The organism is Rodentibacter pneumotropicus DSM 21403, assembly GCF_000379905.1.
Classification (GTDB): Bacteria; Pseudomonadota; Gammaproteobacteria; order Enterobacterales; family Pasteurellaceae; genus Rodentibacter; species Rodentibacter pneumotropicus.
Genome location: NZ_KB904057.1, coordinates 18,862 through 39,390 on the forward strand (window position 1 = coordinate 18,862; position 20,529 = coordinate 39,390).

23 protein-coding genes are annotated in these 20,529 nt (G+C 39.9%); 13 read left to right on the forward strand and 10 right to left on the reverse strand.

Translation table 11 applies throughout. The features are described from left to right. The first annotated feature begins 51 nt into the window (after positions 1 to 51). The 3 genes from znuA to A3GE_RS0107860 all read left to right on the forward strand — a co-directional run bounded on the left by znuA (position 52) and on the right by A3GE_RS0107860 (position 3,916). Complete coding sequence (gene znuA / locus A3GE_RS0107850; RefSeq protein ID WP_018356711.1) at positions 52 to 1,020, forward strand: zinc ABC transporter substrate-binding protein ZnuA; 969 nt, start codon at positions 52 to 54, stop codon at positions 1,018 to 1,020. A 120-nt stretch (positions 1,021 to 1,140) separates the two neighbouring features. Then, positions 1,141 to 3,288: a bifunctional 23S rRNA (guanine(2069)-N(7))-methyltransferase RlmK/23S rRNA (guanine(2445)-N(2))-methyltransferase RlmL gene (gene rlmKL / locus A3GE_RS0107855; RefSeq protein WP_018356712.1), complete on the forward strand. Its 2,148-nt coding sequence runs from the start codon at positions 1,141 to 1,143 to the stop codon at positions 3,286 to 3,288. Between the two features lie 22 nt (positions 3,289 to 3,310). Then, complete coding sequence (locus tag A3GE_RS0107860; protein ID WP_026215441.1) at positions 3,311 to 3,916, forward strand: cation diffusion facilitator family transporter; 606 nt, start codon at positions 3,311 to 3,313, stop codon at positions 3,914 to 3,916. Positions 3,917 to 4,001: 85 nt separating this feature from the next. On the opposite strand, the gene A3GE_RS0107865 is transcribed toward A3GE_RS0107860, so the two are convergent. Both A3GE_RS0107865 and A3GE_RS0107870 read right to left on the reverse strand, forming a co-directional pair. After that, entirely contained in the window at positions 4,002 to 4,568 is a 567-nt protein-coding gene (locus A3GE_RS0107865) for an aminotransferase class IV family protein (RefSeq protein ID WP_018356714.1), read from the reverse strand. Further along, positions 4,568 to 5,548 carry an aminodeoxychorismate synthase component I gene (locus A3GE_RS0107870; RefSeq protein WP_018356715.1) on the reverse strand — a complete coding sequence of 327 codons (981 nt, stop codon included), beginning with the start codon at positions 5,546 to 5,548 and terminating at the stop codon, positions 4,568 to 4,570. Before A3GE_RS0107870 ends, A3GE_RS0107865 begins: the two co-directional genes overlap by 1 nt. A gap of 56 nt (positions 5,549 to 5,604) precedes the next feature. Between A3GE_RS0107870 and A3GE_RS0107875 the strand changes: the two genes are divergently transcribed. The 8 genes from A3GE_RS0107875 (at position 5,605) to A3GE_RS0107910 (ending at position 12,807) form a co-directional block, all read left to right on the forward strand. Continuing rightward, positions 5,605 to 6,174, forward strand: a complete 570-nt coding sequence (locus A3GE_RS0107875; RefSeq protein ID WP_018356716.1) for an anthranilate synthase component II — start codon at positions 5,605 to 5,607, stop codon at positions 6,172 to 6,174. Between the two features lie 77 nt (positions 6,175 to 6,251). After that, positions 6,252 to 7,406 carry a methionine adenosyltransferase gene (gene metK, locus A3GE_RS0107880; protein WP_018356717.1) on the forward strand — a complete coding sequence of 385 codons (1,155 nt, stop codon included), beginning with the start codon at positions 6,252 to 6,254 and terminating at the stop codon, positions 7,404 to 7,406. Positions 7,407 to 7,462: 56 nt separating this feature from the next. Beyond that, on the forward strand, positions 7,463 to 7,978 hold the full coding sequence (locus A3GE_RS0107885) for a SprT family zinc-dependent metalloprotease (protein WP_018356718.1): 516 nt from the start codon (positions 7,463 to 7,465) through the stop codon (positions 7,976 to 7,978). 50 nt (positions 7,979 to 8,028) lie between these two features. Next, on the forward strand, positions 8,029 to 8,538 hold the full coding sequence (locus tag A3GE_RS0107890) for an opacity family porin (RefSeq protein ID WP_018356719.1): 510 nt from the start codon (positions 8,029 to 8,031) through the stop codon (positions 8,536 to 8,538). Positions 8,539 to 8,664: 126 nt separating this feature from the next. After that, positions 8,665 to 10,545, forward strand: coding sequence for a molecular chaperone HtpG (gene htpG / locus A3GE_RS0107895; protein ID WP_018356720.1), 1,881 nt, complete (start codon positions 8,665 to 8,667; stop codon positions 10,543 to 10,545). 66 nt (positions 10,546 to 10,611) lie between these two features. Further along, a complete protein-coding gene (locus A3GE_RS0107900; protein ID WP_018356721.1) occupies positions 10,612 to 10,956 on the forward strand; it encodes an ArsC family reductase in 345 nt (114 codons plus the stop codon). Between the two features lie 30 nt (positions 10,957 to 10,986). Next, positions 10,987 to 12,126, forward strand: coding sequence for a succinyl-diaminopimelate desuccinylase (gene dapE, locus A3GE_RS0107905; RefSeq protein ID WP_018356722.1), 1,140 nt, complete (start codon positions 10,987 to 10,989; stop codon positions 12,124 to 12,126). Further along, positions 12,127 to 12,807, forward strand: coding sequence for a M15 family metallopeptidase (locus A3GE_RS0107910; protein WP_018356723.1), 681 nt, complete (start codon positions 12,127 to 12,129; stop codon positions 12,805 to 12,807). Between the two features lie 34 nt (positions 12,808 to 12,841). Here A3GE_RS0107910 and rapZ read toward each other — a convergent pair whose 3' ends face one another. The 6 genes from rapZ to yjgA all read right to left on the reverse strand — a co-directional run bounded on the left by rapZ (position 12,842) and on the right by yjgA (position 16,681). Next, a complete protein-coding gene (gene rapZ, locus A3GE_RS0107915) occupies positions 12,842 to 13,699 on the reverse strand; it encodes an RNase adapter RapZ (protein ID WP_018356724.1) in 858 nt (285 codons plus the stop codon). Positions 13,700 to 13,716: 17 nt separating this feature from the next. Next, positions 13,717 to 14,220, reverse strand: a complete 504-nt coding sequence (gene ptsN, locus A3GE_RS0107920) for a PTS IIA-like nitrogen regulatory protein PtsN (RefSeq protein WP_018356725.1) — start codon at positions 14,218 to 14,220, stop codon at positions 13,717 to 13,719. A gap of 2 nt (positions 14,221 to 14,222) precedes the next feature. Beyond that, a complete protein-coding gene (gene lptB, locus A3GE_RS11270; protein ID WP_018356726.1) occupies positions 14,223 to 14,948 on the reverse strand; it encodes an LPS export ABC transporter ATP-binding protein in 726 nt (241 codons plus the stop codon). A gap of 3 nt (positions 14,949 to 14,951) precedes the next feature. After that, positions 14,952 to 15,467, reverse strand: a complete 516-nt coding sequence (gene lptA, locus A3GE_RS0107935; protein ID WP_018356727.1) for a lipopolysaccharide transport periplasmic protein LptA — start codon at positions 15,465 to 15,467, stop codon at positions 14,952 to 14,954. After that, positions 15,448 to 16,053: an LPS export ABC transporter periplasmic protein LptC gene (gene lptC / locus A3GE_RS0107940; RefSeq protein ID WP_018356728.1), complete on the reverse strand. Its 606-nt coding sequence runs from the start codon at positions 16,051 to 16,053 to the stop codon at positions 15,448 to 15,450. The genes lptA and lptC overlap by 20 nt, the downstream gene beginning before the upstream one ends. Before the next feature lie 91 nt (positions 16,054 to 16,144). After that, positions 16,145 to 16,681 carry a ribosome biogenesis factor YjgA gene (gene yjgA, locus A3GE_RS0107945; protein WP_018356729.1) on the reverse strand — a complete coding sequence of 179 codons (537 nt, stop codon included), beginning with the start codon at positions 16,679 to 16,681 and terminating at the stop codon, positions 16,145 to 16,147. Between the two features lie 88 nt (positions 16,682 to 16,769). Between yjgA and pmbA the strand changes: the two genes are divergently transcribed. Further along, positions 16,770 to 18,125 carry a metalloprotease PmbA gene (gene pmbA / locus A3GE_RS0107950; protein WP_018356730.1) on the forward strand — a complete coding sequence of 452 codons (1,356 nt, stop codon included), beginning with the start codon at positions 16,770 to 16,772 and terminating at the stop codon, positions 18,123 to 18,125. A gap of 202 nt (positions 18,126 to 18,327) precedes the next feature. After that, positions 18,328 to 18,867 carry a hypoxanthine phosphoribosyltransferase gene (hpt, locus tag A3GE_RS0107955; RefSeq protein WP_018356731.1) on the forward strand — a complete coding sequence of 180 codons (540 nt, stop codon included), beginning with the start codon at positions 18,328 to 18,330 and terminating at the stop codon, positions 18,865 to 18,867. A gap of 70 nt (positions 18,868 to 18,937) precedes the next feature. Here the strand turns inward: hpt and A3GE_RS0107960 are convergent, their stop codons facing one another. Both A3GE_RS0107960 and A3GE_RS0107965 read right to left on the reverse strand, forming a co-directional pair. After that, positions 18,938 to 19,426 (reverse strand): nuclear transport factor 2 family protein, encoded by a 489-nt coding sequence (locus tag A3GE_RS0107960; protein ID WP_018356732.1) that lies wholly within the window; start codon positions 19,424 to 19,426, stop codon positions 18,938 to 18,940. A gap of 5 nt (positions 19,427 to 19,431) precedes the next feature. Beyond that, the gene (locus tag A3GE_RS0107965; RefSeq protein ID WP_018356733.1) at positions 19,432 to 20,502 is read right to left on the reverse strand and encodes an MFS transporter; all 1,071 of its coding nucleotides are present in this window, start codon (positions 20,500 to 20,502) and stop codon (positions 19,432 to 19,434) included. Positions 20,503 to 20,529 lie beyond the last annotated feature (27 nt).

The following is a 20,529-nucleotide window of genomic DNA, read 5'->3' on the forward strand; positions in this document are numbered from 1 at the left end:
TAGGCTTTTGTCTCTTCTTTGAGAATCATTATTAACAATAGAGGAGACAAAATGAAAACTATATTAAAAATGAGTGCAATTTCAACCGCACTTTTAACCCTTCCTATGATGGCTAATGCGGATGTATTGGCATCGGTAAAACCCCTTGGTTTTATTGCTTCAGCCGTTGCTAATGGTGTAACCGATACACAGATACTTGTACCGGCAGGTGCTTCTCCCCATGATTACAGCTTAAAGTTATCCGATATTCAAAAAGTGAAATCGGCGGATTTGGTATTGTGGGTGGGCGAAGACGTTGATTCATTTTTAGAAAAACCGCTAAGTCAAATTGACCGCCAAAAAGTGATTACTATTGCTGACCTCGCTGAGGTTAAACCCCTATTAATCCAAGCCCATCACGAACATTTCCATGAAGAGGGGGAGCACGATCACAAACATGACCATAAACACGAACACAAAAGTGGGCATGAACATGATCACGATCATGAAAATCACGAAGGATTAAGCACCAACTGGCACGTTTGGTACTCACCGGCTGTAAGCCAGATTGTTGCACAAAAAGTGGCGGATAAACTGACCGTGCAATTTCCTAATAAAAAAGAACTGATTGCAAAAAATCTTGCAGATTTCAACCGCACTTTGGCGGAGCAAAGTGATAAGATCAAAGCCCAACTCGCCCCTTTTAAAGAAAAAGGTTTCTTTGTTTTCCACGATGCTTACGGTTATTTCAATGATGCTTACGGTTTAAAACAAATGGGTTATTTCACTATTAATCCACTGGTCGCACCCGGTGCGAAAACCCTTGCACATATCAAAGAAGAGATTGCCGAACATCGTGTAAATTGCTTGTTTGCGGAACCTCAATTCACACCAAAAGTGATTGAATCTCTAGCAAAAGGCACAGCGGTGAATGTAGGGCGTTTAGATCCGATTGGTGATGGGGTAGAGCTAGGGGCAAATTCCTACGCAAATTTCCTTCAGGCAACGGCAGACAGTTATGCGCAGTGTTTGAGTAAGTAATTGTCATGTTTTGAGAAATGGTGGGAAAACCCACCATTTTTTGTTTGTGAAATCTATGCTCGCCTAATTTGACTGGAAATTTATGCTATAATCGCAAAAATTTTTTTCTTGAGATCCCAAATGAAACAATTATTCGCCACAACCTCTCGTGGTTTTGAAGAACTCCTAAAAGTTGAGCTGACAGAACTTGGAGCCCTTGATACCAAAGTGGTACAAGGCGGCGTACATTTCCAAGCCGATGATGAAAGCCTTTATCGCACCTTGCTTTGGTCACGCCTTGCCTCACGCATTTTACTGCCATTAATCGAAACCAAAATTTACAGTGATTTAGATCTCTATGCGGCGGTTTCCACCTTTAATTGGCTTGAACACTTTGATGAGCGTGTTACTTTTTTTGTGGATTTCAATGGCACGAACCAAGACATTCGCCATACTCAATTTGGCGCAATGCGAGTGAAAGATGGTATCGTGGATCACTTTGAACGCAAGGGCAAAATACGTCCGAATGTAGATAAAGCCCAACCGGATGTGCGTATCCATGCCTATTTAAACCGAGAAGAATTAGTCATTTCTTTGGATTTGAGCGGAGAAGCCTTGCACCTGCGTGGTTACCGTGAAGAAACGGGACAAGCCCCCTTACGTGAAACTTTAGCGGCAGCTATTGTGTTGCGTTCCGGTTGGAAAGCGGGTATGCCATTGGTTGATCCTATGTGTGGTTCAGGCACATTGCTTATTGAAGCCGCACAAATGGAAGCCGGTATCGCCCCTCAATTGTATCGTTTACATTGGGGCTTTGATTTTTGGAAAGGGCATAATCAAACGGCGTGGGAAAAAGTTAAGAATGAAGCCATTATTTTAGCAGAAGAAAAACAAGGCAAAATTCAACCGCACTTTTATGGTTTTGATCTCGATCATCGCGTGTTAAAAAAGGCGCAAAGCAATGCGAAAAATGCCGGTGTCGACCACTTGATAAAATGGCAGCAAGGTGATGTAGCAGCTCTCACTAACCCAAGCCCAAATGAAGTGGGAACAGTGATTTGTAATCCGCCTTATGGCGAACGTTTAGGCACGACGCCGGCGTTGATTGCCCTTTACTCCGTCTTTGGACAGCGTTTGAAAAAAGCATTTGGTGGCTGGAATGCCTCAATTTTTAGTAGTGAATCCACATTGCTGGATTGTTTGAGAATGCGGGCAAACCGTCAATTCAAGGCAAAAAATGGACCGCTTGATTGTGTTCAAAAAAATTATCAGATTTCTGCTCGAATTAGCGAAGAAAGTGCGGTGGAAAATTCCCTTGAATTTAACCGCACTTCAGAGGTGGCGGTGGATTTTGCCAATCGTTTACAAAAGAATATCAAGAAAATTGAAAAATGGGCGAAACAACAAGGGTTAGATGCCTATCGTCTTTATGATGCTGATTTGCCGGAATATAATCTTGCGGTGGATCGTTATGCCGATCATATTGTGGTACAAGAATATGCTGCGCCTAAAAATATTGATGAAAATAAAGCACGTCAACGTTTATTGGATACGGTGACGGCAACGTTAAACGTGACCGGCGTAGAAACCAACAAGCTGATTTTAAAAGTCCGCCAAAAACAAAAAGGCACGAATCAATATGAAAAATTAGCCAATAAAGGCGAGTATTTTTATGTGAACGAATACGGCGCACAACTTTGGGTAAATTTAACGGATTATTTGGACACCGGGCTATTTTTGGATCATCGCCTTACCCGAAAAATGGTGGGGGAGTTGGCAAAAGGGAAAGATTTCTTGAATTTGTTTGCCTATACGGGCTCAGCTACCGTTCATGCCGCATTGGGCGGGGCAAAATCCACTACGACGGTGGATATGTCGAACACTTATCTCAACTGGGCGGAACAAAACCTGATTCTCAACGATCTTGAAGGCAAGCAACATCAACTCATTCAAGCGGATTGTTTGCAATGGTTGGAAAAATGTGATCGTCAATTTGATTTAATTTTTGTGGATCCGCCTACTTTTTCCAATTCAAAACGAATGGAAACAAACTGGGATGTTCAGCGAGATCACATCAAATTAATGGGAAATTTAAAACGTATTTTACGTCAGGGCGGCACCATTGTTTTTTCTAATAATAAACGGGGCTTCAAAATGGATTTTGCCGGGCTGGAGGCATTGGGGTTAAGTGCAGTGGAAATTTCCCACAAAACCTTACCACTGGATTTTGAACGCAATAAACAAATTCATAATTGTTGGTTGGTTACTGAGAAAAACTACGCTAGCTAATTCTAAATTCACGGAGATTACAATGTCATGCTCAAACTGTTGTCATTCAACACCTGTTCACATCTCTTCAGAATACCGTAAAGCTCTATGGATTGCCTTTGGGCTAAATTTCGCAATGTTTTTTGTGGAAATTCTCGTAGGTATAACATCAAGATCAACGTCATTATTATCTGATAGCTTAGATTTTTTTGGAGATAGTGCCAATTATTTAATCAGTCTATATGTTCTACCGATGGCGTTGGTTCATCGTGCCAAAGCCTCTCTAGTAAAAGGGGTAACAATGGGGGGATTCGGTATGTTCATTCTTTTTACTACTATATACCGTTGGTTCTATGGCGAAATTCCTCACTATAGTCAAATGAGTATTGTTGGCTCCCTTGCATTATTGACTAACCTTGTTGCGATGTGGGTTCTCTACCGTTTCCGAGAAGGAGATAGTAATATGCGTGGTGTTTGGCTTTGTACAAGAAATGATGCAATGGGGAATCTGGTGGTTATTTTGGCAGGTGTAGTGGTTTATTTTACACAATCCAAATACCCTGATTTAGTTGTTGCTTTTATCCTCTCATTTCTTGCGATTCAAGCGTCTAAAGCGATTATCTTACAAGCTTTGGGGGAATTAAAATAGCAATCGAGGGTTGTGAAATATTGTTTCATGAATAAAAAATATTTCTTACATGGGTGAATGATACACTCTATGGATATAAAATAGCTCACAACCCATTCATCGCATTAATCAGCCTAATTTCATCATATTTTTCAATATCTTGTGCATAAATTGTGGTTTCTCTAATTTTGCCTTGCTGCAATAATTTTTCCCGTTGTGTACCGGCTAATAATGGCGTATCCGATGTGAGCCATTGATCGCCTTGACGAAAAATAAGATTACCGATGGAGCAATCCGTCACTTTTCCGTTTTTAATAATTATAATCTCATCGCACTTTCCCCGCTGAGCTAAAAGGGAATTGAGTAAATCCCGATTGGCATATTTCAGACTGTAATCAATTTCGTCACAGACAATTGGTTGAAAAGTGCGGTAGATTTTCCGTGTGTATTCAACGTACTGAATTTGGGTGCTTTCGGCATTGTAATCAACACGACAACGTACAAGATGATTTTGTAAGTGGGGCGGCACTTGGATTAATTCAAAAAGATTAAAAATATTGACCGCACTTTTGCCGTAAAATTGTCGTAAGCTCTGTTCATAACGGGTTTGATGGTATTCAATATTTTGAATTTTGCCCTTTTCAACGGCAAGGGTTTCAAAGAGGGGAAACATTAGTTTTTCTCCTCGGTTCGATAAAAAGACGGTAGATAGACTTTTTCGAGTAATTCTTGATATTCATCTTCCAAACGGCTTTGAATCGTAATACCGCCACCGCTGTGAAAATAATATTTCTCCCCCACTTGAGAGATAAAGCGAATGGCGACCGCACTTTGTAAGTTTTTACCATCAAAAAGACCAAAAATACCGGTGTAATAACCTCGAGGTTGGTGTTCGGCCTGCTGAATAATTTGCACTGTTTTTTCTTTTGGAGCGCCGCTAATCGATCCTGCCGGCAATAAAGTGGCAAGCAAATTACCAATATTTTCTTGCCATTTTTCATCAAGTTCACCACAAATCTCGGAACTTGTTTGCAAAATCTCGCCTTTTTGTGTGGCAATGCGATCCACATAACGAAATTTTGTTACCTGAATATTGGTCGCCACCATGGCTAAATCGTTTCGCATTAAATCTACAATGGTGTAATGCTCACGCAGTTCTTTTTCATCATTTAGCAGTTGCTGTTCTGCATTGGGGAGGGCGGAATTAATTGTTCCTTTCATCGGATAAGTGAAAATTTTGTTATCTTGAATATTGATAAAACATTCCGGTGAGAAGCAAACAAATTGATTTTTTAACCATAATTTATAAGGGGCGACAGCTTGATAAAAAAGGGATTCAAAATCAATATTTCCCGTAATTTCAGTGGGATAGGTTAAGTTTAATAAATAAGAATTGCCTTGTTGTAGTTGTTGTTGCACCAATTCAAAACTTTGCCGGTATTGGGTGAAAGAAACGGGATATTTTTCAATAGAGATGGCTTGATAAGCCTGACCAATATAATTGGTTTTTCCTTGAATATCAAAATAAATGCCTTGTTTTGATGCCTCTTCTAAAGGAAAAATTAACGGTTTTTGTTGTTCAAAATCAATCAAAAAAAAGAAAGGGAGAGATTGTGCCCCATAACGATTGGCTTGACGGATAAAATGTTGCATTGTGCTATTTCTAATTTCGAGTAAAATTGCCCGATTATAACGAAAGCCAAGCAGTTATGAAATTACTCATTATTGATAATCACGATTCTTTTACTTTCAATTTAGTGGAGCTTGTTCGCCGCCTTGGTGTGACTTTTGATGTGCTAAATGTGGAAGATTTGCAGGAAAGTACGCCTGAATTTTATAGTCATCTCTTAATTTCGCCGGGGCCTGACGTGCCACGGGCGTATCCGCAGCTTTTTGAGATGTTGGAGCGGTATCATCAGAAAAAATCAATGCTTGGGGTCTGTTTGGGGCATCAAACATTGTGTGAGTTTTTTGGTGGAAGGCTTTATAACCTTGATCAGGTTCGCCACGGGCAAAAACGGAGGGTAAAAGTGCGGTCAAATTCGCCGTTATTTTCAGGTTTACCGGTGGAGTTTGATATTGGCTTATACCATTCTTGGGCGGTGCAGGATGAAAATTTTCCTGAGGAATTAGAAATTATCGCCATGTGTGATGAGAATGTGGTGATGGCGATGCAGCATAAATTTTTACCGATTTATGGTGTCCAGTTTCATCCGGAATCCTATATGTCGGAATACGGTGAGCAAATTTTGCGAAATTGGTTAAATATTAATCCATAATAGTGCTTGATTCTTCATCTAAAATTCGTATTATAGCCGTCTATACGTCAATACATCCAAATTAAAAGAGAGAAACTATGTCTAGTTATTTATTTACTTCGGAATCTGTGTCTGAAGGACATCCGGATAAAATTGCCGATCAGATTTCTGATGCGGTACTTGATGAAATTTTAAAACAAGATCCAAAGGCCCGTGTGGCGTGTGAAACCTACGTGAAAACCGGAATGGCGTTAGTGGGCGGTGAAATCACCACTTCAGCGTGGGTGGATATCGAAAACCTCACCCGAAAAGTGATTTGTGATATTGGCTACGAGCATTCCGATATGGGTTTTGACGGTCATTCTTGTGCCGTATTAAATGCGATTGGTAAACAGTCTGCGGATATTAACCAAGGCGTAGATCGCGAAAACCCATTAGATCAAGGGGCGGGCGACCAAGGTATTATGTTTGGTTATGCCACCAATGAAACCGATGTATTAATGCCGGCAGCCATTACTTATGCCCACCGTTTAATGCAAAAGCAAGCGGAAGTGCGTAAAAGCGGTAAATTAGCGTGGTTACGCCCTGATGCTAAAAGCCAAGTGACATTAAAATACGAAGATAACAAAATTGTAGGCGTAGATGCAGTGGTGCTTTCTACCCAGCATTCAGAAGATATCAATCAGAAAGATCTTCACGAAGGCGTGATGGAAGAAATCATCAAACCGATATTGCCAAGTGAATGGCTTTCAAAAGAAACTAAATTCTTCATCAATCCAACGGGGCGTTTTGTGATTGGCGGTCCGATGGGCGACTGCGGTTTAACCGGGCGTAAAATTATTGTGGACACTTACGGTGGTGCTGCACGTCATGGTGGCGGCGCATTTTCCGGTAAAGATCCGTCAAAAGTGGACCGTTCGGCGGCTTATGCAGCTCGTTATGTGGCGAAAAACATTGTGGCAGCCGGATTGGCAGAGCGTTGTGAGATTCAACTTTCTTATGCTATTGGCGTGGCAGAACCGACTTCAATTATGGTGGAAACCTTTGGTACGGGTAAAGTCGCCAATGAATTATTGGTGGCATTAGTGCGCGAATTCTTTGATTTACGCCCTTATGGTTTAATCAAAATGCTTGATTTAATTCAACCGATTTATCGCGAGACCGCGGCTTATGGTCATTTTGGTCGTGAGCAATTCCCATGGGAAAAAGTAGATCGTGCGGAAGAATTGCGTGCGGCGGCAGGATTGAAATAATCCTATATAAATGACTAAAACCGCTATTTTTGGCGGTTTTTATTTTTCTCCGTTTTATGCTTTCATCACAAACTCAATTCCGCCATTTAAAAATGCAGGTTCAGCGTAAACTTGTCGAATCTTTGCATCTTGTAGAAAGTTATTTTAAACGTGAATTTTCAATGCCGACGATAAATTATGATTTGCGGGGTGTAAAAGCCGGGGTGGCGTATTTGCAAAAAAACGAAATCAAATTTAACCGCACTTTATTGCTTGAAAATACACAGGAATTTATTCATCAAGTTGTTCCCCATGAATTGGCGCATTTAATTGTGTATCAGGTATTCGGGCGGGTGAAGCCCCATGGCAAAGAATGGCAGGGGGTGATGAATGAGATTTTTCATTTACCCGCAGATACTTGCCATCAATTTGATGTGCAAAATGTTCAAGGAAAAACCGTTGAATATCGTTGTACTTGTCAAACTCATTCCTTGAGTATTCGCCGCCATAACCGAATTTTAAAAGAAGGCGTGGAATATTTATGTCGGAAATGTAAAGGGAAATTGATTTTTGTCTGTGAAAATAAAGCGTAGCTATGCTATATTCTGAGCGTTAGTTTGCAAATTAAATGAAGGAGCTTTCCATGAAAAAATCATTATTAATAGTTTTAGGTGCTTTTGCTATTGCTTCAACGGCAAATGCCGGTGTATATGCTGAGGGGGATATCGGTGTATCAAAAACAAAAGCAAATGGTAGCAGTAAAACGAAAGTAGAACCTCGAGTAGCAGTGGGTTATAAATTAGGTAATGTGCGTGTTGCAGGGGATTACACTCATCATGGCAAAATTGAGGGGGCAAAAATCCAAGGTCTCGGTGCTTCCGTACTGTATGATTTTGAGGTTAATTCCAGTGTACAGCCTTATGTGGGGGCACGTGTCGCAGCGAATAAATTTAAATATGATAACCGTGCAGATCAACCTTATAAAAGTTCTTCCGATACTAAAGTAGGTTATGGGGTTGTTGCCGGCGCCAAATATAAATTAGATGAAAAATGGTATGCAAATGGCGGTGTTGAATATAACCGTTTAGGTAGTTTTGATGATACCAATGTGAATAACTATGGTGCAAAAGTAGGCGTAGGTTACGAGTTCTAATTTTTCTTCCTTAAAAGAGCGGTAAAATCAACCGCTCTTTTTACTTTTCTCCCCTTGAAAATTCCGTTTTCATTCTTATATCTGTGACATTCAATTTTTACTTATTTCATTTTATAAGGAAAAACTATGTCTCAAAATCAAGAAACCCGTGGTTTCCAATCGGAAGTCAAACAACTATTACAATTAATGATTCATTCTTTATATTCCAATAAAGAAATTTTCTTACGCGAACTTATTTCCAATGCTTCAGATGCGGCGGATAAACTTCGCTTTAAAGCGCTTTCCAATCCGGCGCTTTATGAAAATGACGGAGAATTACGTGTGCGTATTAGCTTTGATAGTGACAAAGGTACATTAACTATCAGCGATAACGGTATTGGGATGACCCGTGAGCAAGTGATCGATCATTTAGGTACGATTGCAAAATCCGGCACTAAAGAGTTTTTAAATGCCCTTGGTAGCGATCAAGCTAAAGATAGTCAACTTATCGGTCAATTTGGTGTGGGATTCTATTCTGCCTTTATTGTTGCGGATAAAGTGACGGTGAAAACCCGTGCAGCGGGCGAGGAAGCAGGTAAAGGCGTACTCTGGGAATCTGCCGGAGAAGGGGAATACTCGGTTGCCGATATTGAGAAAAAATCCCGTGGTACGGATGTGATTTTGCATTTACGTGAGGATGAAAAAGAATTTTTAAATGAATGGCGCTTGCGTGATGTGATTGGCAAATATTCTGATCATATCGGTCTTCCGGTGGAAATGCTAACCAAAGAATACGATGATGAAGGAAAAGAAACCGGTGAAAAATGGGAAAAAATCAATAAATCAGATGCCCTTTGGACACGTAGCAAAAATGACATTTCCGATGAAGAATATAAAGAATTTTACAAACACCTAAGCCACGATTTTGCCGATCCGCTTTTGTGGGCGCATAATAAAGTGGAAGGTAATCAGGAATACACCAGCTTGCTTTATGTGCCGTCCAAAGCCCCTTGGGATTTATTTAATCGTGAGCATAAACATGGATTGAAACTCTATGTTCAACGTGTATTCATTATGGATGATGCGGAACAATTTATGCCGAATTATCTGCGTTTTATGCGTGGTTTAATTGATAGTAACGATTTACCGTTAAACGTTTCCCGTGAAATTTTACAAGACAATAAAGTCACGGCAGCATTACGCAAAGCCTTAACCAAACGCTCCCTACAAATGTTGGAAAAATTAGCGAAAGACGATGGGGAAAAATACCAACAATTCTGGAAAGAATTCGGTTTAGTCTTGAAAGAAGGTCCGGCGGAAGATTTCGGCAATAAAGAAACCATTGCGAAATTATTACGTTTTGCCTCCACCCATAATGACAGCAGTGAGCAAACCGTTTCTTTAGAAGACTATATTTCCCGAATGAAAGAAGGGCAAAAAGCTATTTACTACATCACGGCAGATAGCTACGTGGCAGCTAAAAACAGCCCGCATTTAGAATTATTTAATAAAAAAGGCATTGAAGTCTTTCTGCTATCAGACCGCATTGACGAATGGATGTTGAGCTACTTAACGGAGTTTGACGGTAAACCGTTACAAACCATCACCAAAGCAGATTTGGATTTAGGCGATTTAGCGGATAAAGACGAAGCGGAACAAAAAGAGCAGGATAAAGCCTTTGAAAGTTTTGTTGAACGTGTGAAAACATTATTAGGAGATCGTGTCAAAGAGGTTCGTTTAACCCATCGATTAACGGATACCCCGGCGGTGGTTTCTACCGATAACGATCAAATGACCACCCAAATGGCGAAACTCTTTGCTGCTGCCGGTCAGCCTGTGCCGGAAGTGAAATACACTTTTGAGATTAATCCGGAACACCATTTAGTAAAAAAAGTGGCGGATATTGCAGACGAAGCCCAATTCGCCGACTGGATTGAATTATTGCTTGAACAGGCAATGCTTGCCGAACGTGGCTCGTTAGAAAATCCGGTGGCGTTTATTAAACGGGTGAATAAGTTGTTAGGTTAATTGGTTTCATTTAGGTTAAAATCCTCAGTCTAGTGAGATTGAGGATTTTTTATTTGAGGAGATTTTATGATTACCGTTTACGGCATTAAAAACTGCGACACAGTGAAGAAAGCCTTGAAATGGCTTGCAGATCACCATATTGAGCATAAATTGCATGATTATCGTGTGGATGGTTTGAACAACGATTTCTTGCAACAGGCTGAAGCAAAATTCGGTTGGGAAAATCTGGTGAACAAACGCAGTACCACTTGGCGGAATTTAGATAATGAGGTGAAAAAAACATTGTCAAAAACAACCGCACTTAGCGTATTAGCGGAAAATCCCACTTTAATCAAACGCCCGATTATTATGCAGGATGAGAAGGCATTGATTGGGTTTGATGTCAAAGAATACGAGAAAGTGTTCGCCTAAAGTGCGGTTAAAATTTGGGGTGTTTTTATTATGAAAGAAAAGATTGTTCAATTAGCGCAAGAATTAATCCGTCGTCCTTCTATCAGCCCGAATGATGAAGGGTGTCAGCAAATAATTGCAGAACGTTTGGAAAAACTCGGGTTTGAGATTGAATGGCTTCCTTTTAATGACACCTTGAATCTTTGGGCAAAACACGGTGTGAGTGAACCTGTCATTGCCTTTGCAGGCCATACAGATGTGGTGCCGGTTGGTGATGAAACTCAATGGGCTTATCCTCCTTTTTCTGCAGAAATTGTCGATGATATGCTTTATGGGCGGGGCGCTGCGGATATGAAAGGATCTTTAGCGGCAATGGTGATTGCTGTGGAAGAGTATGTAAAAACTAATCCGCATCATCAAGGCACTATCGCCTTGCTCATTACTTCCGATGAAGAAGCGGCAGCGAAAGACGGCACAGTCCGTGTGGTGGATACGTTGATGAAACGGGAAGAAAAAATTACCTACTGTATGGTGGGTGAACCTTCCTGTTCCAACACCTTGGGCGATGTGGTAAAAAACGGACGACGAGGTTCTATCACCGGCAATTTGTATATTCAAGGAGTCCAAGGACATGTTGCTTACCCCTATTTAGCGGATAACCCAATTCATAAAGCGTTGCCATTTTTGCAAGAATTGACGAGCTATCAATGGGATAACGGAAATGAGTTTTTTCCGCCTACTGGTTTACAAATCGCCAATATTCAGGCAGGCACCGGCAGTAATAATGTGATTCCGGGGGAACTTTACGTACAATTTAATTTACGTTACTGCACGGAAATTACTGATGATCTGATTAAACAAAAAGTTGCAAAAATGTTGGAAAAACATAGTTTGACCTATCGTATTGAGTGGAATCTTTCCGGTAAACCGTTTTTAACCAAACCGGGGAAATTGGTAAATGCCGTGCTGGACAGCATTCAAGGAATAACAGGTATTACACCGAAACTTGAAACCGGTGGGGGAACGTCTGATGGACGTTTTGTTGCTTTAATGGGGGCTGAAGTGGTGGAATTTGGGCCGCTTAATGCCACTATTCATAAAGTGAATGAATCTGTCAGTTGTGATGATTTGGCTAAGTGTGGGGAAGTTTATTATCAAATGATTGTAAATCTTTTGGATAAGGATAAATAAATGAAACTAACTACGGCAATGCTCACAGGCAAGTCACGGGAACATTTGGTTAATTTGCCTTGTCCCTTTTCGACAAACCATTTTTTGCAGAAAGAGGCTCTACTGGCATTTCAAAGTTTGCAGCAATGTGCCGTTAAAAATGGCTTTAATTTACAACCGGCAAGCAGCTTTCGAGATTTTCAACGGCAACAGTTAATTTGGAATGGTAAATTTAGCGGTGAACGAAAAGTACATGATGATGAAGGTCATGGTTTGGATTTGACTTTATTGGACGATTGGCAAAAATGCCAAGCTATTTTACGTTGGTCGGCGTTACCGGGTGGAAGCCGTCATCATTGGGGAACGGAAATTGATATTTTCGATCCTGATCTTTTACCTCAAGGACAATCGTTACAGCTTGAACCTTGGGAGTATGAAAAAGGTGGCTATTTTTTTGAGTTAAGTGAATTTCTTATTGAAAATCTACCGCACTTTGATTTTACTCTTCCTTTTATGCAGCAACCAATAGGTAAAAAAATTGGACGTGAGCCTTGGCATATCAGCTATTTACCTTTAGCGGAGCTGGCGAGGATGCAATTTTCACCTGAGATTTTATTGCATTCTTGGCAAAATGAGGAAATTGGCGGGAAAGATATTTTGCGGAAACATATAGATCAAATTTTTGAACAATTTGTGATATAGCAAAAGTGCGGTAAAAATTTACCGCACTTTTTGTCTATTTATTTTTATTTTTTTCTAAGGATTTATGCTGAATTTTTACATTTTTCCCTTTCGCTTGGAAATATTCGCCAAGTTGTTGGGCAATGTAAACCGAGCGATGTTTTCCTCCGGTACAGCCTATGGCAATTGTCAAATAGCTACGGTTGTTTTGTTCTAACATTGGTAGCCATGTTTCAATGTAATTACGCGTGAGGTAGATAAAATTATTGACATCATCATGACGACTTAAAAAACGGGCGACAGGCTCATCTAAACCTGTCATTGGACGAAGCTCAGGATCCCAGTGCGGGTTAGGTAAAAAACGAACATCAAATACGTAGTCCGCATCAAGAGGAATACCGTATTTAAAACCGAATGATTCGACAATAATTTTGAGTTCTTTTTCCGTATTACCCCGTAAAAATTCACGTAATTTTTCTGCCAAAGTGTGGGTAGAAATATGTGTCGTATCAATTACGAAATTTGCGTGTTGTAGTAAGGGCTCTAATTGTTGATGTTCGGCATCAATGGCCGCTTCAAGGGAGAGGTCATCGGCTGAAAGAGGGTGAAGCCTACGAGAATCACTATATCGACGAATGAGTGTGCTACGATCGGAGTCTAAAAAAATAATTTTGGTGGCATAGTGATATTGAATATCCGTTAGAATTTGCTCAAGGGATTGTGCCGATTCGGGTAAATTACGGATATCAAGGCTGATTGCGACAGCAGTTTGATTTTTGGCTAGAATTTCCGTGAGTTGGGGTAACAGATCCAGAGGAAGATTATCAACACAATAGTAGCCCATATCTTCCAGTGCGCGCAGTGCCACTGATTTTCCCGCTCCGGAACGACCGCTGATAATGATAATTTCCATAAAGATCCCTAGTAATATTATGTTTCAGTCCCAGCCAAAGAATGGGCTTCTTCTGCAGTTTGATCCGAAATCTCAAAAACCTGCCAAATTTCGTCCGCACTTTTCGCAGAACGTAATTGTTTAAGAAAATTTTTATCTATGAGCTTTTCCGTTAAGTCAGAAAGCACGGGAATATAAGTTTGGCACTGATTTTCAGGTACAAGGACGGCAAAAACCAAATCGACCGGTTTTCCATCTTGTGCGTCATAATCAATAGGTGTTTCTAACTGAAGAAATACAGCAAGGGCTTTATCGCTTGCTTCTGCGGGCAATTTTGCTTTTGGCATTGCCACACCATTGCCTAGCCCTGAGTTACCCAGTTTTTCACGTTCAAACAAGCACTCAAAACAGGCTTGCTCACCTTTCTCGCAATTTAATTGTTCAACGATAAAATGAGCGATGGATTCAAATAATCGCTTTTTACTTGAAAAGCTGACACCCTGACGAATATTTTCAGGGCGAAAGAGTTCTGTTAATTTCATCTTTATAATTTAAATTCTTCGCCCAGGTACACGCGTTTGACATGTTCATCGTTCATGACTTCTTCCGGCGTACCTGTGGCGATAATTTGACCTTTTCCTACAATATAAGCCCGTTCACAGACGTCTAGGGTTTCACGCACATTATGATCAGTAATTAATACGCCTAAACCACGGTTGCGTAAATCGGTAATGATCTTTTTAATATCTGTGACAGAAATAGGATCAACCCCTGCAAAAGGTTCATCTAATAAAATAAATTTTGGATTGGCGGCAAGTGCTCGAGCAATTTCTACACGACGGCGTTCACCACCGGAAAGGGATTGCCCAAGGCTATCGCGAATATGTCCGATATTAAATTCTTCAATCAATTCATCCGCTCTTTGTCGGCGTTGCTCCGGTGTGAGATCCTTACGAATTTCCAATACAGCCATCAAGTTATCATAAACGCTTAAACGGCGAAAAATCGAGGCCTCTTGTGGAAGATAGCCGATACCGCGTTGCGCACGATTATGCATCGGTAATAAACTAATATCTTCACCATCAATAGTGATTTTGCCTTGATCTTGACGCACAAGCCCTACAACCATATAGAATGTAGTCGTTTTACCTGCACCGTTCGGACCTAACAACCCGACGATTTCGTTAGAATTAACCGTAAGACTGACATCGGAAACAACTTTACGGTTTCTATAACTTTTAGCTAAAAATTCGGCATGTAATACGGACATCGGTTATTTTTTACCTTTTTGTTGTAATTGGGTCGGAATTAACACAGTAGTGACGCGTGACTTACCACCATTTGCTTTTAATTGCTGTTTTTTCACATCGTAAGTAATGCGTTCACCATTGATTTTGCTGTCAAGCTGTCTTAGTTCCGCATTACCTGTAAGTGTTAAAAATTCCGCACCGAGATCATAATGGACTTTATTTGCCTTGCCATCCACAGGTTTACCATCGTCTAATAATTGGTGGAACGTTACAGGTGTACCAAAAGCTTCCACGGTTTCTTTTTTACCGGAATTTTCAGGCGGGCGGGTGATGACGACTTTATTCGCTTTAATCAGAATTGAACCTTGTGTAATCACCACATTATCGGTGAAAGTGACCACGCTGTTTTCCATATCCAAAGACTGGTTATCAGAGACGATATTAATCGGTTGATTTGTATCATCTTTTAAGGCAAAAGCTGAAAGTGAGACCATCGCCAATGTTGTAGCGAGAAGAAATTTACGGGTTACTAATTTCATAATAGGTTTTTACCTGTTCCTTTAGAGTGGCCACTTGTTGGCGCAAATTACCCACCATTTTTAGGCCGGTGGAGTTAAAATTTTGTCCGTTAATTTTTACCGTTGTGTCGGACGTAATATCTTGGGTTTTTAAATTAACGACAGCTGATTGTGTTTCTACACGCTGGAGTCTAGAGGTCGGTTCTAGGCTTTCCGCTACGACATTTCCTTCTAAATACAGCATTTCATCTTTTGTTAAAACAGCCTTTTGCGCACTTAATTTCCAACTTTGTGATTCAAGTAATTTTGCCGTTTCGTTTTTCTGTTTTTGATTGTCGCCAGCTGTATTAAAAAGATAAACGAGCGGTGTAGTAAAATTTGTTTTGCCGTCTTGACTAAAATGTTCGACTTTGTCTGAAATCGCCAAATATTGTTTTTTACCATCCGGTGAAAATACGGTGGTTTCCATTTTTTGTCCGATATAATCAGGGCTATCCGGTGCTTTTACTAAACTTTGTAAATCATTGTTATCTTGGTTCAGTGAATAATACCAGCCAAGCAAGCAAAGTGCCGCAACACCGAGAATAATATTCCAACGAATATTCATAAAAATGTTTTATCCTGTTTAAAGTAAGGGCGAATCATACCACAAATTTAAAGGGGCACTAAAGCCAAGTGCGGTCAAAAAATAAGTTGTTTTAATCCGATAAAATAAGATCTTTTAACACTTGGTAAATTTCACGATAAGCTTTCAAGGGTTTATTTTGTGCTTTTTCTTTTTGTGCCATTCGAATTAAATTGCGTAATTGCTGGCGGTCAGCCGCCGGATAGTCATTTAACAAATCGGTAAGCGCCGTATCTCCTTGTTCGATCAACTCATCACGTAATATTTCTAATTTTTGCAGTATCGCTTGTTGTTGATTATGCTTATTTTCAATTTTATCTAGAGCTTCGCGAATCGGTTCGACATCAATCCCACGCAATAATTTGCCAATATATTGTAATTGGCGACGGCGTGCTTCCTTCTGCAAACGTTGTGCCAGTTCAACGGCTTCTAATAAAGAATCGTCTAGTGGCACTTTAGTCAGATTGGTTTTGGTTAAGTTCACCAACTTTTCACCGAGTTGTTTTAATTCCTCAGCATCACGTTTGATTTCACTTTTACTAACCCAAATGATTTCTTCCTGTTCTTCATCTTCCCAATCAAAGACTTCTTTTTTCTTACGTTTTGCCATGTTATTCCTTCTTAGAAATTTAAGGCGCATTTTAGCATAAACTTTGAAAATAAGATAAAATGCGAAAAATTTTTAACGGAAAAAGAGAATGAAAACAGCAGAAAATCAGACCGCACTTTTAAAAGCACAAGAGCAAGAATTACGTCAGGCGGTGAGTTTCGCTCTTGAGGTTGCCCAAAAAGCAGGTGCTACCGCAGAGGTTGGTGTAACAAAAGTGAGCGGTTTATCCGTTTCCACCCGTTTACAGGAAATTGAAAACGTGGAATTTACCAATGACGGCGCACTTGGGATTTCGGTTTATTTAGGACAACAAAAGGGAAACGCCTCGACTTCAGATTTAAGCGATCAGGCGATTAAAAGCACTGTCGAAGCTGCTTTGGCTATTGCGAAATATACCTCGCCGGATGATTGTACCGGTTTAGCCGAAAAAGAATTAATGGCATTTGAGGCAATAGATTTAGAACTTTATCATGTTGCTGATGTGGATGTTGAAAAAGCAACAGCACTTGCGCTACAAACAGAAAAAGCTGCATTAGGAGCTGATAATCGAATTATTAATAGCAATGGCGCAAGTTTTAATTCTCATACGGGTGTGCGTGTGTATGGAAATACGCACGGTATGCTGCAAAGTTATTTATCAAGTCGTTATTCTTTGTCTTGCTCGGTCATTGGCGGCGAAGAAGATGCACTGGAAAATGATTATGAATATACGATTTCACGTGATTTTAACCAATTGGAGCCAGCTCAATGGGTGGGGGAAAATTGTGCCAAAAAAGTGGTTGCCCGTTTGAATCCGCAAAAACTCACTACCCGTGAAGTACCGGTGATTTTCTTGAATGATGTAGCGACAGGTATTATTTCACATTTTGCCGCAGCGATTAGCGGCGGGAGTTTATATCGTCAATCAAGTTTCTTGTTAGATCATTTAGGCAAACCAGTGTTGCCGGAATGGTTTAATATCAGTGAACGCCCGCATTTATTACGTCGTCTAGCCTCAACCCCTTTTGATAGTGAGGGTGTACGCACACAAGACTTAGAAATCGTACAAAATGGCATTTTGCAGACTTATTTATTGACTCATTATAGTGGTAAGAAAATGGGGATGCAGAGTACCGGTCATGCCGGTGGTATTCATAACTGGCTGGTTCAATCCAATTTAACCGGCGGATTGACCGCACTTTTGCGTGAAATGGGAACGGGATTATTGGTCACAGAGGTGATGGGACAAGGTGTGAATATTGTCACTGGTGATTATTCTCGTGGGGCTTCTGGTTTCTGGGTTGAAAACGGCGAAATTCAATATCCTGTATCAGAAATTACGATTGCGGGGCAATTACCGGACATGCTGAAAAATATCGTGGCGGTGAGCGATGATGTGGAGCATCGTTCTAATATTCAAACCGGCTCAATTTTGTTAGATAAAATGAAAATCTCAGGCAATTAATTATTTGAGAATAATTCTTATTGACAGATTTCCTGATTCTGTTACTATGTGCTTGTCTGTTCAGATGCGATTGCAGATTGCTCCAACAGGTAGAGTAGAAAGTAAATTCGTTAGAATTAAAAAAGCTGAAGGTTTAAACTTCAGCTTTTTTTTGTATAATGAGCCAAACTAATTGATCTCATTACTTAATTTAAGGAAAAAAATGAAAAAACATCATGTTGATGTATTAATTTCTGAAGCTGATGTGAAAGCGCGAATTACATCACTTGGAGAGGAAATTACATCTTTTTATCAGCAAAAACAGGTCAATAAACTTATTGTTGTTGGGTTATTACGCGGTTCATTTATGTTTATGGCTGACTTAGTGCGTGAATTAAGGTTGCCGATAGAAATTGAATTTATGACAACCTCAAGTTACGTCAGTGGAATGACAACCAACCATGATGTGAAAATCAGCAAAGATTTAGAGGGTGATATTCAAGGCGAGAATGTACTTATTGTCGAAGATATTATTGATACCGGTTATACACTTGAGAAAGTGCGTGAAATTTTGAATTTACGTAACCCGGCAAGTTTGACAATTTGTACGTTGTTAGATAAACCTTCGCGAAGAGAGGTCAGTGTTCCTGTTGAATGGGTTGGTTTTGAAATTCCGGATGAGTTTGTTGTTGGTTTCGGTATTGATTATGCTCAACAGTATCGCAACTTAGGCTATATCGGTAAGGTTGTATTGGAAGAATAAATTTTCAGCATAAAAGTGCGGTCAATTTTAATGAAGTTTATGGTACATTGTTTTTGACCGCACACCATTTTTAATGGCTGAGTGACTTTTCAGCATTTTTATCCCAATTAATCCACATTCTCTGGATTTTATGTTCCCCGTCTTGCATTTTTGTACGAAAGTACATTTTTATTTTCATCACCTCAATCTTTTCACCCAAAAAAGATGCCTTTAAATCATAGGTAGCAGTTAATCGGTTTTTACCAATCGGTAACACTTTAATTGCCTTTAGCATATCATAATATAGCGTGCCGTCTTTTAAATTGTTTATCCAGTCAGTTTTAGTAAAACGTTTCCGTTTTGAATCACGAATAACAGTTAATAGAAAATCATCAGAGAGTAATTTATCCAGTTCAATGTAATTTGCGTTTTCAAGAGCAGTAACAAGCTGTGAATATAAATCAGCCAATTCAGCCTGCTCGGTCTCCCGATTTTGCAGATCATAAAGAGCGGGGGCAATTGCTATTATACTGACAGTAAGTGATAGCAATAGTGAAAAGAAAATATGACGTAACTTCATTTTGCCTACCAAATTAAAAAAACGACAGGAATAATATTCATCACAAGGGCTGTTGTACCGGCCAAGAGGAGCTTTGATGTGCCAAACATCAATCCTTGATTAGTGCCTTTATCCAATTTCACTAACATATTTGCCATGGCAGTATTGGCGAATAATCCTACAAAAGCGAAGATAATCAAATAAATATATGCTGTCATAAATGAAAGAAAATCAATAACATAGAACCATGGCACAATGAGTGTTATTACTAAGAGCGGTGCAATATAAGTCAGTTTTACAACGCCAAAATTTAATTTTCGAGAAAAATGAGCTTGAAATAGTACAGCAATCAGATTGTTGACAAAAAAGGCAATAGGGATGGATTCAGGATTATCTAATAAGTTACTGAAAATATAGGGGAAGATGATATAAAACGAAGTCCCCATTGCCAATGGAATAAACAATAGTAAATGAGTAAAAACAAAGCGTTTGCTTAATACTTGTCGGATATGACTCAGCTGAAACCGGGTTGCCCGTACGGTGCATGGTGTTTCTTTTACCGTTAGCAGCATAAAAATAAGCATTGTTACTTCAATACCACAACTGACCCAAATTAGCATTTCAGGCAGTTGAAACTGTAAAAAGGGTAAAGCAAGTAACGGTGCAAACATTGAGGCTAGGCTTTGGATACGTAAAAATTTACCCTGAGCCTTCGCTTTATCATGGTAATTATTTGCTGCGGTAGAAAGTAATAGGGCACGAGCGTTTGTACCAAACAGCGTGCTACCAAAACCAAAAAAGAAGGTTGTTAAGAGCAAAAGTGGGTAGTAATCCGTTGTGATAAGTAAAATATAGGCAATCGCATCCATTAAGCAGCCGAGTAACATCATTTTTGAGCGACCGAAACGATCGCCCCAATATCCGGCAAATAAAGAGAAAGCTTGACTGGCAAATACCAATAAGGAAAATGCGCTGGCAATTTGAACGGTATCAAAGCCTTTGTTGCCTTGCAGGTAGATGAAAAAAACACTTTGCATGGCAGTGTAAGCGACACCGGAGAAAAAACGTCGCCATAAAATTACATTTTGAATATTCATTTTAAGATACTTTCCGAAACTAACTGG

Excerpts from the sequence above, each read along its gene's own strand:
- A3GE_RS0107885 (WP_018356718.1), top strand. The coding sequence starts at position 7,463 with ATGCTTTCATCACAAACTCAATTCCGCCATTTAAAAATGCAGGTTCAG.
- A3GE_RS0107890 (WP_018356719.1), top strand. The coding sequence starts at position 8,029 with ATGAAAAAATCATTATTAATAGTTTTAGGTGCTTTTGCTATTGCTTCA.
- lptB (WP_018356726.1), bottom strand. The coding sequence starts at position 14,948 with ATGTCCGTATTACATGCCGAATTTTTAGCTAAAAGTTATAGAAACCGT.
- A3GE_RS0107960 (WP_018356732.1), bottom strand. The coding sequence starts at position 19,426 with ATGAAGTTACGTCATATTTTCTTTTCACTATTGCTATCACTTACTGTC.
- A3GE_RS0107875 (WP_018356716.1), top strand. The coding sequence starts at position 5,605 with ATGAAATTACTCATTATTGATAATCACGATTCTTTTACTTTCAATTTA.
- A3GE_RS0107870 (WP_018356715.1), bottom strand. The coding sequence starts at position 5,548 with ATGCAACATTTTATCCGTCAAGCCAATCGTTATGGGGCACAATCTCTC.
- pmbA (WP_018356730.1), top strand. The coding sequence starts at position 16,770 with ATGAAAACAGCAGAAAATCAGACCGCACTTTTAAAAGCACAAGAGCAA.
- htpG (WP_018356720.1), top strand. The coding sequence starts at position 8,665 with ATGTCTCAAAATCAAGAAACCCGTGGTTTCCAATCGGAAGTCAAACAA.
- dapE (WP_018356722.1), top strand. The coding sequence starts at position 10,987 with ATGAAAGAAAAGATTGTTCAATTAGCGCAAGAATTAATCCGTCGTCCT.
- znuA (WP_018356711.1), top strand. The coding sequence starts at position 52 with ATGAAAACTATATTAAAAATGAGTGCAATTTCAACCGCACTTTTAACC.
- yjgA (WP_018356729.1), bottom strand. The coding sequence starts at position 16,681 with ATGGCAAAACGTAAGAAAAAAGAAGTCTTTGATTGGGAAGATGAAGAA.
- metK (WP_018356717.1), top strand. The coding sequence starts at position 6,252 with ATGTCTAGTTATTTATTTACTTCGGAATCTGTGTCTGAAGGACATCCG.
- A3GE_RS0107860 (WP_026215441.1), top strand. The coding sequence starts at position 3,311 with ATGTCATGCTCAAACTGTTGTCATTCAACACCTGTTCACATCTCTTCA.
- A3GE_RS0107865 (WP_018356714.1), bottom strand. The coding sequence starts at position 4,568 with ATGTTTCCCCTCTTTGAAACCCTTGCCGTTGAAAAGGGCAAAATTCAA.
- A3GE_RS0107900 (WP_018356721.1), top strand. The coding sequence starts at position 10,612 with ATGATTACCGTTTACGGCATTAAAAACTGCGACACAGTGAAGAAAGCC.
- hpt (WP_018356731.1), top strand. The coding sequence starts at position 18,328 with ATGAAAAAACATCATGTTGATGTATTAATTTCTGAAGCTGATGTGAAA.
- ptsN (WP_018356725.1), bottom strand. The coding sequence starts at position 14,220 with ATGAAATTAACAGAACTCTTTCGCCCTGAAAATATTCGTCAGGGTGTC.
- rapZ (WP_018356724.1), bottom strand. The coding sequence starts at position 13,699 with ATGGAAATTATCATTATCAGCGGTCGTTCCGGAGCGGGAAAATCAGTG.
- rlmKL (WP_018356712.1), top strand. The coding sequence starts at position 1,141 with ATGAAACAATTATTCGCCACAACCTCTCGTGGTTTTGAAGAACTCCTA.
- lptA (WP_018356727.1), bottom strand. The coding sequence starts at position 15,467 with ATGAAATTAGTAACCCGTAAATTTCTTCTCGCTACAACATTGGCGATG.
- lptC (WP_018356728.1), bottom strand. The coding sequence starts at position 16,053 with ATGAATATTCGTTGGAATATTATTCTCGGTGTTGCGGCACTTTGCTTG.
- A3GE_RS0107965 (WP_018356733.1), bottom strand. The coding sequence starts at position 20,502 with ATGAATATTCAAAATGTAATTTTATGGCGACGTTTTTTCTCCGGTGTC.
- A3GE_RS0107910 (WP_018356723.1), top strand. The coding sequence starts at position 12,127 with ATGAAACTAACTACGGCAATGCTCACAGGCAAGTCACGGGAACATTTG.